Genomic DNA, 14,445 nt, shown 5'->3' on the forward strand with positions numbered 1-14,445 from the left:
CTTCCGATGCGCCGCGTGACGTACTCGATGAACGTCTCACTCGACGGCTACATCGTCGGGCCGGACGGCGGCTTCAACTGGACGGAGCCCGACGACGAGCTCTTCGGCTTCGCCACCGACGAGATACGGCTGGTCGGCGTCCACCTGCTGGGACGACGGCTGTACGAGACGATGCTGTACTGGGAGACCGCCGACCAGGATCCGTCGCTCGACGAGTCACGGCTCCAGTGGGGCGCGATCTGGAACGCGCTCCCGAAGGTGGTGTTCTCCACCACGCTGCCGGCGGTGCGGGGCAACGCCCGCCTGGCCTCCGGCGGCCTGGCGGAGGAGATCGAGCGACTGCGAGCCGAGCCGGAGGAGGGCGACATCGCGATCGGCGGCGCGACTCTCGCCGCCGAGGCGGCCGCGCTGGGTCTGATCGACGAATACCGCGCCAGGGTCCACCCGGTGCTGGTCGGCGGTGGCATTCCGTTCTTTCCCCAGCGCGAGCGCCGGGTGGATCTCGAACTCGTCGAGACCCGCACCTTCGGCTCAGGAGTCGTCTACCTCCGCCACCGCGTGTCCTGAGTGAGGCGCGGGGCGAGGTCGGCGTCGGTGATGGAGCCGAGGCCGTCGCGTTCGATACGGACGACCAGGTCGCGGGCGTGCCGGGCCAGGGCCTGCGCGGCGATGTCGTGCGGGGCCGGGTCGTAGGGTGCGATGCGGCCGGCCGCGCGGCCCAGCAGGCTCCGCGCGCCCTGGGCGTTGCCACGGCGTACGTGGGTGAAGCCCACCGCGAGCTGGGCCAGACCCTGCCACAGCTCGCGCTCCGCCTCCGGGGCCGACTTCCACGCCGCCTCCAGCACCTCGTGCGCGTGGAACGGGCGGTCGGCGTCGAGCAGCCGCTGGGCCTCGGACAGCGCCTCGGCCGGGGGTGCCGTGTAGTCGTCCGGGACGCGCTCCTCGCCCTCGGCGCCGTGCGGGAGCGGGCGGCCGTACGCGTCGCGGGGCCGGGCGTTGCGGGCGCGGCCCGTCTCGTCGCGGTCGCGTGCCATCAGCGGTCCGGCTCCGGATCGGCCAGCCAGCCGATCAGCTCCTGGTCGAAGGTGTCGGGGCGCTCCTCGTGCGGGAAGTGCCCGGCGCCCTCGATCAGCTTCCAGCGGTACGGGGCCTCGACGTAGCGGCCCGAGCCCTGGGCACTGCGTGGCAGCACGCACCGGTCGAGCGCTCCGTGCAGATGCAGCACCGGCACCCGGATCGGGGCGCGCATCCGCCCGGCGTACCGGATGCCGTCGGGACGCAGCAGGGACCGGATCGTCCAGCGGTGATACTCCAGCGCACAGTGCGCGACGCCCGGGATCTGGAACGCCGAGCGGTACAGCCGGGCGCTGCGCTCGTCCGGCCAGCCGGGCCCGGACCACTCGTCCAGCAGCTCGCCCACGAGGACCGCGTCGTTCTTGACCAGGCGTTTCTCCGGCGCGATGGGCAGCTGGAAGCCGAGCGCGTGCCGTACGGCCCAGCCCTGGCCCCGTACGTCGGTCAGTAGTGAGTGGCCCAGGCGCAGCGGGTGGGCGGCCGAGACCGCGACCAGCCGCTGCACGACCTTGGGGTAGTAGACGCCCATGGTCCAGGCGAGCAGGCCGCCCCAGTCATGGCCGATCACGGTGGCGTTGGCCTCGCCGAGAGAGCGCACCAGCCCCGCCACGTCGCCGGCGAGTGTGACCAGGTCATAGCCGCGCGGTGGTTTGTCGCTTCCGCCGTAGCCGCGCAGGTCGACGGCGGCGGCGCGGTAGCCGGCCGCGGCCAGCGACTCGAGCTGCCGGTGCCAGGACCACCAGAACTCCGGGAATCCGTGTACGAGCAGCACCAGCGGCCCGTCGCCCTGCTCGACGACGTGGAACCGCGTGCCGCCCGCGCTGACCGATCGATGCCGCCACGGGCCCTCGATGAGTACCGCGGATTCGTCGGTCATGCGGATCTCACTCGGTGATGGCGGGTCGTTCTTCGTCGCCGCCACGGCGCAGCATCGCGATGTCTTCCTTCACGGTCCGGCGGGTACGGCTGACGCCGCTCATCTTCTTCATGCGCAACAGCCCGATGCCGACGAGGATTCCGCCGAGCAGGAGGTACGCGCCGGCGACGATGAGGAACGCCGCCCAGTTCCAGATGCCGAGTGTGATCAGGCCGAACGCCGCGGCGATCGACAGCATGATCAGGACGATGGCGGCGGTGACCCCGGCGACGGCGAACAGCGTGCTGCCGAGCGCGGCCCTCTTGGCGTCGTCCTTCAACTCGAGTTTGGCGAGCTCGATCTCGGACTTCACCAGCTGGGAGACGCTCCCGGTGGCGAACTTGACCAGCTCGCCGACGGACATGTCCTCGAGCTGCCCGTCGGACCGTACCTCGGTCATGTGGAACTTCCCCTCTCCGTACCGGGCCGTCGCGACCGGCGGGTGCTTGGGGACGACCGCGCCGGACACGCGACGAAGATCGCCCTTGTCAGAGGTTAGCCCTGTCGGGGGTTACACGTCGTGACCATCCCGATCGGCATTGCCGCAAAATGCACAAGGGAGGGCGCGGCCGGCCGGCCACGCCCTCCCTCGCCGCGTACTACTCGTCGGTCGACGTCGGCAGCTTGTCCCTGATCAGGTCCATGACCGTGCTGTCGGTCAGCGTGGTCACGTCGCCCAGCGAGCGGTGCTCGGCCACGTCACGGAGCAGCCGTCGCATGATCTTGCCGGAGCGCGTCTTGGGCAGCTCGGGCACGATCATGATCTGGCGCGGCTTGGCGATCGGGCCGAGGTGCTTGGCGACGTGGTCGCGCAGCTCCGACACCAGGGCGTCGCCGTCGTCCACCGTGCTGCCACGCAGGATCACGAACGCGACGATGGCCTGCCCGGTGACCGGGTCGGTCGAGCCGACGACCGCCGCCTCGGCGACCTTCGGGTTGGACACCAGCGCGGACTCGACCTCGGTCGTGGAGATGTTGTGGCCGGAGACGAGCATGACGTCGTCGACGCGGCCGAGCAGCCACAGGTCGCCGTCCTCGTCCTTCTTCGCGCCGTCGCCGGCGAAGTAGAGGCCCTCGAAGCGTGACCAATAGGTCTTGACGTAGCGCTCGTCGTCGCCCCAGATCGTGCGCAGCATCGACGGCCACGGCTCCTTGATCACGAGGAACCCGCCGCCGCCGTCCGGCACCGGCTTGCCCTGGTCATCGACCACGTCGGCCTCGATGCCCGGCAGCGGGCGCATCGCGGCGCCCGGCTTGCCGTGCGTCACGCCCGGCAGCGGAGAGATCATCAGCGCACCGGTCTCGGTCTGCCACCACGTGTCGACGACGGGCGTACGGTCGCCGCCGATGTTGGTGCGGTACCAGATGTAGGCCTCGGGGTTGATCGGCTCGCCGACCGAGCCGAGCAGGCGCAGCGTGGACAGGTCGTGCTCGGCCGGGAACTCCGCGCCCCACTTCATGAACGTGCGGATCGCGGTGGGGGCGCAGTAGAGGATGGACACCTTGTACTTGGCGACCAGCTCCCACCACCGGCCCTTGTGCGGCGTGTCGGGCGTGCCCTCGTACATCACGCTCGTGGCGCCGTTGGAGAGCGGGCCGTACACGATGTAGGAGTGCCCGGTCACCCAGCCGATGTCGGCCGCGGTCCAGAAGACGTCGGTGTCGGGCTTGAGGTCGAAGACCGCGTGGTGGGTCCAGGAGACCTGGGTGAGGTAGCCGCCGGTCGTGTGCAGGATGCCCTTGGGCTTGGCCGTCGTGCCCGAGGTGTACATGACGTAGAGCGGGTGCTCGGCGTCGTGCGGCTGGGCCTCGTGCTCATCGCTCTGCCGGTCGACGTACTCGTGCCACCAAAGGTCCTTGTCGTCGTTCCAGGCCACGTCCTGGCCGGTACGGCGTACGACGAGCACGTTGCGTACGTGGTCGAGGCCCTCGATCGCCTCGTCGACGGCCGGCTTGAGCGCGCTCGGCGCGCCACGGCGGTAGCCGCCGTCGGAGGTGATCACGACGTGCGCGTCGCAGTCCTCGATGCGGTTGCGCAGCGCGTCGGAGGAGAAGCCGCCGAAGACCACGGTGTGCGGTGCGCCGATACGGGCGCAGGCCAGCATCGCGATGACGGTCTCGGGGATCATCGGCATGTAGATCGCGACGCGGTCGCCCTTTTCGACGCCCATCTCGGTCAGAGCGTTGGCGGCCTTGCTGACCTCGCGCTTGAGGTCGGCGTACGTGATCGTCCGCGTGTCCCCGGGCTCGCCCTCCCAGTGGTAGGCGACCTTGTCGCCGTTGCCGGCCTCGACGTGGCGGTCCACGCAGTTGTACGCGACGTTGAGCTGCCCGCCGACGAACCACTTGGCGAAGGGCGGGTTCGACCAGTCGAGAACGGTGTCCCACTTGGTGTGCCAGTCGAGCCGGTCCGCCTGCTTCTCCCAGAAGGCGAGACGGTCGGCGTTCGCCTCGCCGTACGCCGCCTCCGTGACGTTGGCGGCCGCGGCCAGCTCTGCGGGGGGAGCGAACCGCCGGCTCTCCTGGAGAAGGTTGGACAGGGTTTCGGTAGGGGGTTCCTGCGCCACGGTGCGCTCCTTCTAGCCAATGGGTGAGACGGTGGTCAGAGCCCCACTCCAGCAGTTGGATACCGGTGGTGACAAGGGGCGGCGACTTTGTCACGCCTCTCTGTCCGGACCCCGCGAAGGGTACCCGCTGTCCGCCGAATAGGGTCGTCCGAATGAGCGACCCATTTGCCCATGTCGCAGGCCTGCCCGGCGTACGTGAGGCCGTCGAGGAGGCGCGGGAGTCGGTGGACCGGCTGCTCGGACATCGGATTCTCCGGCGGCGGAGCGCGGAGGTCTCGGCGGAGTCGGCGCTGCGCGGGGCGCGCGCGTCGGGCGCGCTGGAGGGCGCGGCGGCGGCGTCTCTGGAGGAGGTACGCCGCGGGGAGGTGAGCGATCCGCTCATCCAGGGCGCGCTGCGGGTGTCCGCGTCACTCGGTTCGCTCGCGGGTGCGTGGCGGAGCGCTCCCCGGCAGGCGCTGGCGCGGCTCCACGTGCTCGCGGCCGGTGCCTCCGAGGAGGTCGGGCGTCCTCGGTCGGTGTCCGTCTCGTCGGATCCGCTGTCTTTGGGGCCGGCGCCTTCGCCGTCTTCCGTCGCGGCCCGGCTGTCCGCGCTGAGTGACCTGCTGACGTCGCCGACGGAGGCGCCGGCCATCGTGGTCGCGGCGGTGGTGCACGGAGAGCTGCTGGCCCTGCGGCCATTCGGTTCGGCGGACGGGATCGTGGCGCGGGCGGCGGTACGGCTGACGCTCATCGACCGGGGCGTTGATCCGAAGTCGCTGGCCGTTCCGGAAGTGGGGCATGTGGAACTCGGGTCCGCTTATCGTGAGGCGATGCTCGCCTATGTCGCGGGCACCCCGGAGGGCGTCGCGCAATGGGTGCGGCACTGCGCGGAGGCTCTCGGCCTGGGGGCGCGTGACGCTTTGGCGGTTTGCGAGGCATTCACACGAATTTGAGCCTTATGACCGATTTTTAGGCTCCCAATTAAGCGAACGGCGTTCCTGGGGAACGCCGCTCGCCGTCACGTCACACCGGGTTACCAAGCGTGCACCTTGATCAGTCGGATCGGGTCAAGCCCGTCTCGACACGCCTCCCGCGGCTGGTCGCGCGTGGGTGCCCGGCTGCCGCGCTCGGACACTTCGTCCGTGACACCTGTCTACGCCGGATTCACGCAGATGACAAGCCCTAACCGGGATCCGGAGAGACGCGCGGCCGTGGGTGCCGTACGGGGTCGGTGGGAAGCGGGGCGTCCTTCGCGAATCGCGTCTCGGTTCGGTAGAGCGACTACCTAGAGTGATCTAAGATCGCGGTCGATCCGCGGCCCCGTCGCAGGAACGATCTAGAACATATCCGCTACGCTGCGAGACTTGCGGCCGGTGTTCCCGGTGTTACGCAGGTGGCTTATGTCCGAATATGTCGCGAGGCGCTGGGCGGCGCTCGTGCTTCGGGAAATAGACCGCCACTCGACGCAACGGTCCGCGATGGGGCAGCATATGTCGAATCTGCATACACTGAGGAGGCTGGGTATACGTTCTTCCTGACGGTGACCCTCCCTCTTTAGGTTCGACTAAGACTTCCTTGGAAAAACGGGTCCGGCTCTACCCCCCCAGAGCCGGACCGTCTGGCGACCCCCGCTCTCCCCCCCGGCGGGGGTCGCCTTGTTTTCTCCTTTCGTGGATGGTTTCCCCTGGCCTCCTCCGGCCGTTGTCCGGATGCGGACTCTGTTCCTTTCCGGCTCCGTTCCGTAATCGCATCCGGTTATCCACAGTCTGTGGACAGGGGCTTTCGCCCGCCGGTCCCGTGGACGCATCGTTGAACTCGCCGAGCCGAGGGAGATGCTCATGTCCGCCGCCATCCTGATCGCTTCCGCCGACGCCGAACTCCTCGATGACCTGCTGCGTCTCGCCGCCGCCGCGAACGTGGAGGCCGGTGTCGCGTCCGACGCCGTACGGGCCTGGTCGGCGTGGCGCGACGCGGCTCTGGTCGTGGCCGGTCCCGACCTGGCCGCCGAGCTCGCGAGCCGTGCTCCGCCGCGCCGGCCGGGCGTGATCCTGGCGACCTCCGACCCGGACCGGGAGGGCGTTTACCGGCTCGCCGTCGACATCGGCGCGCAGGAAGTCGCGCCCCTTCCAGACGCGGAGACCTGGCTGGTCGAGCGCATGGCCGCCGCCGTGGAGCCGTCCGCTCTCGGCGCGACCACGGTCGCGGTTCTCGGCGGCCGCGGGGGCGCCGGCGCGAGCGTGCTGTCCGCCGCGCTGGCCAGCACCGGCGCCGGCCGCGGGCTCCGCACGCTGCTGATCGACGGCGACCCGCTGGGCGGGGGCATCGACCTGGTCTTAGGCGCCGAAGACGCTCCTGGCGCGCGCTGGTCCGACTACTCCGAGCGCCGTGGCCGGCTGAGCAGCGCCGCGCTGCACGACTCGCTCCCGGCCCACGGCGGCCTGGCGGTCCTGTCCTGGCACCGCGGGGCGGTCGAGCCGGTGCCGGCGGAGACGATGCGCTCGGTCCTGGATGCCGCGACGCGGGGCTATGACCTGGTCGTCGCCGACCTGCCCCGCCAGCCGACCGACGCGACGGTCGAGGCCCTGTCCACCGCGGACATGACGTTGATCGTGGTCCCCGCCGAGGTGCGCGCGGCCGTGGCCGCCGACCGGGTCGCAGAGGTGGCCCGTCGTTATACGAGAGACCTGCGCCTGGTCGTACGCGGACCGGCGCCCGGAGGGCTGAAGGCCGACGTCATCGCCGAGTCGCTACGGCTTCCTCTGGCCGGGGTGATGGCGGCCGACCGCCGCCTGGCCGTGGCGGTCGAAAGCGGCGATCCCGTCGGGGCCGGCGGGCCGCTGGGCGCCTTCTGCACCCGCTTCCTCGGCTATCTGGCCCAGGAACGCCCCGTCCGCCCCCGGCAGAGGTGACCCCGTGATGACCGACACCGCACGCGCCGACCTGGTCGGGGCCGGGGCCGCCCCGGTGGCTGCGGAAGTACGAGCCGACCTCGTCGGAGCCGGCTCGCTCGACACCCTTTTCGCTCTCGATTCGGAAGGTGACCCTGATGACTGATCTGACCGATGCCGTACGCGCTCGCCTCATCGGCGCGGGTGCCGCCCCGACGGCCGCCCAGGTGGCGGCGGCGTTACGGGCGGAGGGCCGCACGTTAGGCGACACCGAGGTGCTGTCCCTGGCCGACGAAGTACGAGCCGACCTGGTGGGAGCCGGCCCCCTCGAACCTCTCCTGCGCGACCCGGGCGTGACGGACGTCCTGGTCAACGGCCCGAGCGAGGTATGGGTGGACGCGGGCGAGGGCCTGCGGCTGACCCAGGTGAGGTTCCCCGACGAGTCCGCCGTACGCCGCCTGGCCCAGCGCCTGGCCGCCCTCGCCGGCCGCCGCCTGGACGACACCGCCCCGTACGCCGACGCACGCCTGCCGGGAGGCGTCCGCCTGCACGCCGTGCTCCCGCCGATCGCCTCGGCCGGCACGACCGTCTCCTTGCGCCTGCCGAGGCGCCGCGCCTTCACCCTGGACGAGCTGGTGGCGGCCGGCACCGTCCCGCCGGCCGGAGCCGCGCTGCTGGGCGCTCTGGTCGCCGCCCGGGTCGCCTTCATCGTGACGGGCGGCACGGGCTGCGGAAAGACGACGATCCTGTCGTCGCTGCTGTCCTTGGCCGACCCGGGAGAACGCCTGGTCCTGGTCGAGGACTCCGCCGAACTCCGCCCGGCCCATCCACACGTCGTCAGCCTGGAGGCACGCCCGCCCAACGTGGAGGGAGCCGGCGGCGTCACCCTCCACGACCTGGTCCGCCAGGCCCTGAGGATGCGCCCCGACCGCCTCGTCGTCGGCGAGGTGAGAGGCGACGAGGTGGTGGATCTCCTGGCGGCGCTGAACACGGGTCACGAGGGCGGCTGCGCGACGGTCCACGCCAACGCCCCGGCCGACGTCCCCGCACGCCTGGAGGCCCTGGCCTGCGCCGCCGGCCTGACCCGCGACGCGGTCCACAGCCAGCTGGCGGCGGCCCTGGACGTGGTGATCCACCTGGTCCGCTCCGCCGGTCGCCGCCGGGTCGCCGAGATCTGCGTCTTCGAGCGAGCCGGAAACGGCCTGGTCCACGTGGTCCCGGCGATCCTCTTCAGCCCGACCGGCCACATCACCGAGGCGATCGGAATGCCGGCCCTGCAGTCCCTCCTGACGAACCACTCCTCATGAAGAGCCTCCATGCACCTCACGTCGGAACGGACCACGAGCTCCTGACGCCCCACGCCCAGAGGCGTGCTCGTCGTGTCGCCGGCGGCCGGAGACCGGCACGTTTTCGGGGGCGCCCGGTATGACGGCCATCCGTGCTCCCGGACGTTCGCGGGGACCGGTCTTCGCGTGCTCGGGTCGCCGGGCCCTGCTCGGAGCCGCGCCCCGCGGCCGTGAGGAGTGCGCGCCATGACGGCCGCCGCGAGCGTGGCCTGCGTCTTCGCGGCGGTGTGGATCCTGCTCCTGCCGTCACCGGCCACTCTGCGCCTCACCGCCGTCCTCCGTACGGCACCGGATCCCTCCCGCCGGTCCAGGCCCCCGGCCGTGATCGCCTGGCTTCGTACAACGGCCGGCGCCCTGACGGGCCGTCGCCGCGATGTCGCCAAGCGCCGCGCGGCCGTGATCGAGCTGTGCGACGGCATCGCCGCCGAACTGACCGCCGGCCGACCCGCCGCCGTCGCCCTCATCGAGGCGGCCCGGGTCCTCCCGGCCGTACCGGGCCTGCCCTCGGTGATCGATGCGGCCGAGCGCGCCGACGACGTCCCGGCGGCGCTGACGGAGGCCTCGGCGGCCGAGGGCTGCGAGGGCCTCCGCCTCCTGGCGGGCTGCTGGCGAATCGGCATGGACCGCGGCGGCATGCTCGCCTCGGTCATCGAAGGCCTGGCCGAGGCGCTGAGAGACGAACAGTCCCACCGAGAGGAGATCGCCCTTCAACTGGCGGGTCCCCGAGCCACCGCCCGCCTGCTGGCCGGCCTCCCCGCACTCGGCCTGGGAATGGCCGCCGTCCTGGGCGCCCGGCCGCTGACCTTCCTGTTCGCCAGCCTGCCGGGCGCCTTATGCCTGAGCCTCGGCCTCACCCTCGACGCCACAGGCCTGTGGTGGACCGCCCGCCTGGCCAGATCCGCCGAACGAACCCAGTGAAGAGGAGACGAGATGACCACCTCGGACCAGGACGCCCCTCGCCGACGACAGCGCTCGACACGACTCCGCTCCTGGGGCACGGGACCCTGGCCGATCCAGGACTCCGATCCCGACGGCCGGGCCCGCGACCGTACGGCGCCGCCGGAAAACTCGGCAGAGCGGTGAGGCTCTGCGCGGTCCTCGCTCCAGAGGCGATCCGTCCTGCGCCGCACTAGGTCAGCACCCACCGTTCGCCCCGCCGACCATCGCGAGGGGCGGTGCGACGAGCCGACGACTTCGACGGCGGGGGCAGGGCCACGCGCCGTCGCGATGACCGTCGCGCGTCAGCGGCCGCACCATCCTCGACCACCTGAAGGAGCGCGATGACGAACTCCGAGTACGACCCGCACGGCCGAGGCGAGGACCACGCGCCATCCCACCGGCGATGCTTGATGACGTGGTGGTCGGCGCGAGGATACTGCTCGGCGCCGCCGGGACCGCGCAGGCCGTCGTGCCCGCGCCCGCCTCCGTCGCTCGTCCACCTCAGGACGCCGACCAGACCGGCACGATGCCCGTCCGGTCCCTGGCTGGCCCGCCTCGATCGCCTGCCGAAGGCGAGCCCATGATCCTGCCGCTGATGGCCGTGCTCTGCTGCGGCGCGGCCGGCTTTCTCGCCGTACCCGACGACAAGCCGCGCAGGCGGCTCCGCCGACTGTTCCCGGCCCCCGATCCACCGGTCACGCCCCGAGGAGGACGGGAAGCACGGATGCGATGGGCGGCAGGCGGCCTGGCCGGATTCGTCTGCGCCTTGCTGGTGGGCGGCCCCGTGGGCTGGGCGGCAGGCGCCCTGGTCACGGTCGGCTGCGTACGCGTGCTCTCCCGCCTGGAGCCGCGAGCCGTGCGGCAGCGCCGTGCCCGGATCGTCGCCGAACTCCCCTTGGCGATCGACCTCCTGGCCGCCTGCCTGCGCGGCGGTGGCGCGTGGCACGAGTCCGTCGAAGCCGTCGCCGACGCCGTGGGCGGCCCGCTCGGCGTCGACCTGGCACGCGTGGCCGCGCGCATCCGGCTCGGTGCGGACCCGGCCGCGGAATGGCTCAGCCTCACGAGCGACCCGGCCCTGGCCCCGCTCGGCCGGGCCGCCGCACGAGCCGCCATCGGCGGAGCCCCGGTCGCCGCCACTCTGGCCCGCCTCGCCCGCGACCAGCGCCGTACGGCCCGCGCCGCAGCGTCCGCGCGCGCCCGTACCGCCGGCGTACGCGCGGTGGCCCCGCTCGGCCTCTGCTTCCTCCCCGCCTTCGTCCTGCTGGGCATCGTCCCGGCCATCGCCGGCATCGCGGCGAACGTCCTCCTGCCCTGACTACGGCTCAAGCGGCCTCAGGGTCTCCTGCTCTGGCAGATCGTGTGCCTCCACGATGAGCGTTATCCACAGAACGCGGTTCACCTGGTGCTTGGGTGATGAGTCGGCCACGCTGGGTGGCGGGCCGGATCGTGCCCGCGACCTGAGGAGAGACTCCCGATGCGCAAGCTGTCCGCCGTGTTGCACCGTTGCCGCGACTGCCGAGACCGAGGAATGTCCACCGCCGAATACGCGGTCGGTACGGTCGCGGCCGCCGCCTTCGCCGGCATCCTGTTCAAAATCGTGACCAGCCCCGAAGTCCGGCGAATGCTCTTAGCGATCATCCACCGGGCACTCAACCTGGTCGGATGACCCTCTTCGCGCCGGCTCGCCGATACGTCAGGACCCTGCGCGAGCGCGCCCGCATCACGCGTGAGCCGCACGATGTCGTCGCGCAGGCCCGAACGACGGGCAGCCGGCAGACGACCCGGCCCGTCCACCGTCCCAGTGCACGCTCTGCCCGGGTACGGCGACCGTCCGGCGAGGCGTGCCGGAGACAACGCGGCTCCATCACCGCAGAGACGGCGGTCGCGTTCCCCGCCCTGGTCATCGTCCTGGCGGTGGCGCTGTGGGGCGTGAGCGCGGCCGCCGCCCAGGTCGCCTGCGTCGACGCGGCCCGAGCGGGCGCACGAGCCGCGGCCCGCGGAGAGCCGCAGTCGGAGGTGCGAGCAGCAGTCCTGAAAGCAGCACCCCCGAACGCGCACGTCAGCCTGAGCCACGACCCGACGACTACCCGGGTCGTGGTCCGGGCCGAGGCGCGCCCCCTGCTCAAAGGCCTGTTCCCGGCGTTGAGGCTGAACGCCCAGGCCGTCGCCGCGGCAGAACCGGAGGGAGGCGAACCAGAACCCGATCCCTAGGCGATGCAGTCGAGACAAATACGGTCGCCCGCCTTCCGTGTCCACCAGTTCACCCATCCCCACATGCGCCCGCGCGGGTGCGCGGACTTACAGCCGGGGGGCCTGCGGATGCGCGGCGGGTGTGCGCGGGAGACGCGTGACGCGCGGGTCGTTGGGTGTGCGGCGGACATCTGGCACATGGGCGGGTGGCGTGGAACCTCGATCTTCGGGTTCTGGGTCGCAGCCACAGCTCGGTGAGCAGAGGAGGACGACTGTGGGCAGGTCAAGAGGCGACACGTGTACGGCCGGGGCACGGTCGGTGGGGGACCGTGGGTCGGGCACCGTATGGATGCTCGCGCTGATCGGTCTTACCTGGACGGTGGCGGCCATGGCGATGACCGTGGGCGGCGTGCGTGCGGCGCGGCATCGGGCCTATGCGGCGGCGGACCTCGCGGCGTTGGCCGCGGCGTCGCATGCCTCGGACGGACCGCGAAGCGCGTGTCGGCTGGCCGCTCGGATCGCCCGCGGCTCGGGCGGACGGTTACGCCGGTGTGTGTTGCACGGTCATGTCTCGGAGGTGGTGGTCGTGTCCGAACTGAGTGACGTTCCGATGCTGGGGCACCTGACCGCGACGGGGCAGGCCCGAGCCGGTCCCGAACGGGTACCGGGGTTGTGCGATCCGCCGATTCTCTGCGGCGCCCCCCGGCCATCCCCCGAAGCAACCCGGCCATCCTCCGGCTTACCTCAGCCGTCCTCCGATTCACTCCGGCCGTCTCCCCGTTCATCTCGGCTGTCCTCAGAGGCTTGCGGGGGCGCGGATTGGCGGCCTCACTCCGGAAGGGGTCAGGCGGGTGTCGTGACCGGGGTCGGGCGCCACTGCTCTGAGCCGAAGACCTCGTAGCGGATCCGCTCGTCGGGCAGGCCGCGGCGATGCAGGCCGGCCCTTACCACCTGCATGAACGGGACCGGGCCGCACAGATAGACGTCCGTGTCCGGATGCAGCGGGATCGCGTCGGTGTCGATGAAGCCGGTGAACGCGTCCGGAGCATCCGAGGCGTGCTCATACCAGACGAGATTGCGGAAGGAGCGAAGCCGGGAGCCATTGACGTCCATGTCCGCGCGCAGCGGGTGGCGCTCAGGGCTGCGGTCGGCGTGCACCGCCGTGACGTGGCGGTTCGGCTGGGTGCGTGAGACGTGGTCCAGGATGGCGGCCATCGGGGTGATGCCGACGCCCGCGCTGACCAGGACCAGGGGTGCCTCGCCGTCGCGCAGGGTGAGTTCGCCGTACGGATGGCTCAGCCGCAGCCGGTCGCCGATGGTCACGTGGTCGTGCAGGTAGCCGGAGACCATGCCGTCGGGGGCGCTGCCGACGCCGCGTACCCGGCGTACGGTGATCCGCAGGGCGCCACCGGTGGCCGCCTGCGAGAGCGAGTACTGCCGTAGCTGGCGGGTGCCATCGGGCAGGTCTGCGGCGACGGTGACGTACTGGCCGGGCAGGAAGCCGGGGGCGGGATCGTCGTCGGCAGGGGTGAGGATGAACGACACTGTCTCGTGCGCTTCGGTGATCTTGTTCGCCACGGTGTACTCACGCCACGGGTCGGCGCCGTCCACATCGGCCTCGGCGTAGAGGCGGGCCTCGCGGCCGATCAGCCGTACGGCGAACAGCCAGTACACCTCGTCCCAGGCGGCGGCGACCTCCGGGGTGACGGCGTCACCGAGTACGGTGCCGACCGCGGCCAGCAGGTATTTCCCGACCATCGCGTACTGCTCGGGGCGGACGCCGAGGGCGCAGTGCCGCTGCGCGATGCGCTCCACGATGTGGTCGAAGGCAGAGGCGTCCGGGCCCCTGCCGACCAGGTGTGCCGCGAACGCGGCGACCGCACCGGCCAACGCCTGTTTCTGCTCACCCGTGGCCTGCGCGCTGCGGCTGAACAGGTTGAGCAGGTCCGGGTTCTCGCCGAGCATCGTGTCGTAGAAGACACCGGAGATGGCATCGAGATGTTCGCCGACGGCCGGAAGGGTCGCCTCGACGACCGTGGCGCTGCTTGTGGAGAGCATTCATTCTCCAGGTGAGTAGTGGGCGGACAAGATCAGGGGCGGCTGAGGTTCAACAGCACCTGCCGGGTCGGCGGGGCGGTCAGGTCGCCGACGGTGATCGGGTCGAGAGAGACGTAGAACGCCTCCTGCGCACGGCGCAGGGCTCCACGCAGCCGGCAGTCCCGACGCAACGGGCAGGCCGGGTCGCCGTCACAGTCGACGACCTCGGTCCCGCCTTCCAGCTCGCGTACGAGGCCCCCGACCGAGGCCGTACGGGCCTTGGCGGCGATCCGTACGCCCCCGCCGCGACCGCGAACGGTCTCCAGCAGGCCCATCCGTTGCAGCCGCTGGACCACCTTGGCCAGGTGGTGGCGGGGCACCACGAGGGATTCGGCCAGCTCGTCGATCGTGAGCAGGTCGTCCCGGGTCGCACTGAGCATGAGGACGCGGAGCCCTATATCCGTCGAGCGGTTGAGGTGCACAGCTCGAACTCTACCTCAAAGAGGAGT

16 protein-coding genes are annotated in these 14,445 nt (G+C 71.5%); 10 read left to right on the forward strand and 6 right to left on the reverse strand.

The window, feature by feature from the left end; translation table 11 throughout:
- Positions 1–6 precede the first annotated feature (6 nt).
- Positions 7–567 carry a dihydrofolate reductase family protein gene (locus QWU11_RS18245; protein WP_290112408.1) on the forward strand — a complete coding sequence of 187 codons (561 nt, stop codon included), beginning with the start codon at positions 7–9 and terminating at the stop codon, positions 565–567.
- Here QWU11_RS18245 and QWU11_RS18250 read toward each other — a convergent pair.
- The 4 genes from QWU11_RS18250 to acs all read right to left on the reverse strand — a co-directional run bounded on the left by QWU11_RS18250 (position 543) and on the right by acs (position 4,557).
- Positions 543–1,034, reverse strand: a complete 492-nt coding sequence (locus QWU11_RS18250) for a DUF309 domain-containing protein (RefSeq protein WP_290112412.1) — start codon at positions 1,032–1,034, stop codon at positions 543–545. The genes QWU11_RS18245 and QWU11_RS18250 overlap by 25 nt on opposite strands.
- A complete protein-coding gene (locus QWU11_RS18255) occupies positions 1,034–1,951 on the reverse strand; it encodes an alpha/beta hydrolase (protein ID WP_290112423.1) in 918 nt (305 codons plus the stop codon). The genes QWU11_RS18250 and QWU11_RS18255 overlap by 1 nt, the downstream gene beginning before the upstream one ends.
- Positions 1,952–1,958: 7 nt before the next feature.
- Complete coding sequence (locus tag QWU11_RS18260; RefSeq protein ID WP_290112450.1) at positions 1,959–2,459, reverse strand: phage holin family protein; 501 nt, start codon at positions 2,457–2,459, stop codon at positions 1,959–1,961.
- Between the two features lie 130 nt (positions 2,460–2,589).
- On the reverse strand, positions 2,590–4,557 hold the full coding sequence (acs, locus tag QWU11_RS18265; protein WP_290112452.1) for an acetate--CoA ligase: 1,968 nt from the start codon (positions 4,555–4,557) through the stop codon (positions 2,590–2,592).
- A 152-nt stretch (positions 4,558–4,709) separates the two neighbouring features.
- Here acs and QWU11_RS18270 point away from each other — a divergent pair, with 152 nt between their 5' ends.
- The 9 genes from QWU11_RS18270 to QWU11_RS18310 all read left to right on the forward strand — a co-directional run bounded on the left by QWU11_RS18270 (position 4,710) and on the right by QWU11_RS18310 (position 12,800).
- On the forward strand, positions 4,710–5,489 hold the full coding sequence (locus QWU11_RS18270) for an oxidoreductase (RefSeq protein WP_290112455.1): 780 nt from the start codon (positions 4,710–4,712) through the stop codon (positions 5,487–5,489).
- A gap of 885 nt (positions 5,490–6,374) precedes the next feature.
- Complete coding sequence (gene ssd / locus QWU11_RS18275; protein WP_290112468.1) at positions 6,375–7,445, forward strand: septum site-determining protein Ssd; 1,071 nt, start codon at positions 6,375–6,377, stop codon at positions 7,443–7,445.
- A 7-nt stretch (positions 7,446–7,452) separates the two neighbouring features.
- The gene (locus QWU11_RS18280; RefSeq protein ID WP_290112470.1) at positions 7,453–7,590 is read left to right on the forward strand and encodes a hypothetical protein; all 138 of its coding nucleotides are present in this window, start codon (positions 7,453–7,455) and stop codon (positions 7,588–7,590) included.
- Positions 7,583–8,731, forward strand: coding sequence for a TadA family conjugal transfer-associated ATPase (locus QWU11_RS18285; RefSeq protein WP_290112488.1), 1,149 nt, complete (start codon positions 7,583–7,585; stop codon positions 8,729–8,731). The genes QWU11_RS18280 and QWU11_RS18285 overlap by 8 nt, the downstream gene beginning before the upstream one ends.
- Before the next feature lie 225 nt (positions 8,732–8,956).
- Positions 8,957–9,688, forward strand: a complete 732-nt coding sequence (locus QWU11_RS18290) for a type II secretion system protein (protein ID WP_290112490.1) — start codon at positions 8,957–8,959, stop codon at positions 9,686–9,688.
- Positions 9,689–10,112: 424 nt separating this feature from the next.
- Positions 10,113–11,024 carry a type II secretion system F family protein gene (locus QWU11_RS18295; protein WP_290112492.1) on the forward strand — a complete coding sequence of 304 codons (912 nt, stop codon included), beginning with the start codon at positions 10,113–10,115 and terminating at the stop codon, positions 11,022–11,024.
- A gap of 159 nt (positions 11,025–11,183) precedes the next feature.
- Positions 11,184–11,375, forward strand: coding sequence for a DUF4244 domain-containing protein (locus QWU11_RS18300; RefSeq protein WP_290112507.1), 192 nt, complete (start codon positions 11,184–11,186; stop codon positions 11,373–11,375).
- Positions 11,372–11,920 (forward strand): TadE family type IV pilus minor pilin, encoded by a 549-nt coding sequence (locus QWU11_RS18305; protein WP_290112533.1) that lies wholly within the window; start codon positions 11,372–11,374, stop codon positions 11,918–11,920. The genes QWU11_RS18300 and QWU11_RS18305 overlap by 4 nt, the downstream gene beginning before the upstream one ends.
- Before the next feature lie 298 nt (positions 11,921–12,218).
- Positions 12,219–12,800, forward strand: a complete 582-nt coding sequence (locus QWU11_RS18310) for an Rv3654c family TadE-like protein (protein WP_290112535.1) — start codon at positions 12,219–12,221, stop codon at positions 12,798–12,800.
- Here the strand turns inward: QWU11_RS18310 and QWU11_RS18315 are convergent.
- Together QWU11_RS18315 and QWU11_RS18320 are read right to left on the reverse strand one after the other, a co-directional pair.
- Positions 12,743–13,957, reverse strand: a complete 1,215-nt coding sequence (locus tag QWU11_RS18315; protein ID WP_290112537.1) for a globin domain-containing protein — start codon at positions 13,955–13,957, stop codon at positions 12,743–12,745. The two genes, QWU11_RS18310 and QWU11_RS18315, sit on opposite strands and share 58 nt — an antisense overlap.
- 32 nt (positions 13,958–13,989) lie before the next feature.
- A complete protein-coding gene (locus tag QWU11_RS18320) occupies positions 13,990–14,418 on the reverse strand; it encodes an Rrf2 family transcriptional regulator (RefSeq protein WP_290112573.1) in 429 nt (142 codons plus the stop codon).
- Positions 14,419–14,445: the final 27 nt, after the last annotated feature.

The sequence above is a fragment of the Actinomadura sp. DC4 genome (assembly GCF_030406325.1).
In the GTDB taxonomy this organism is placed as follows: domain Bacteria; phylum Actinomycetota; class Actinomycetes; order Streptosporangiales; family Streptosporangiaceae; genus Actinoallomurus.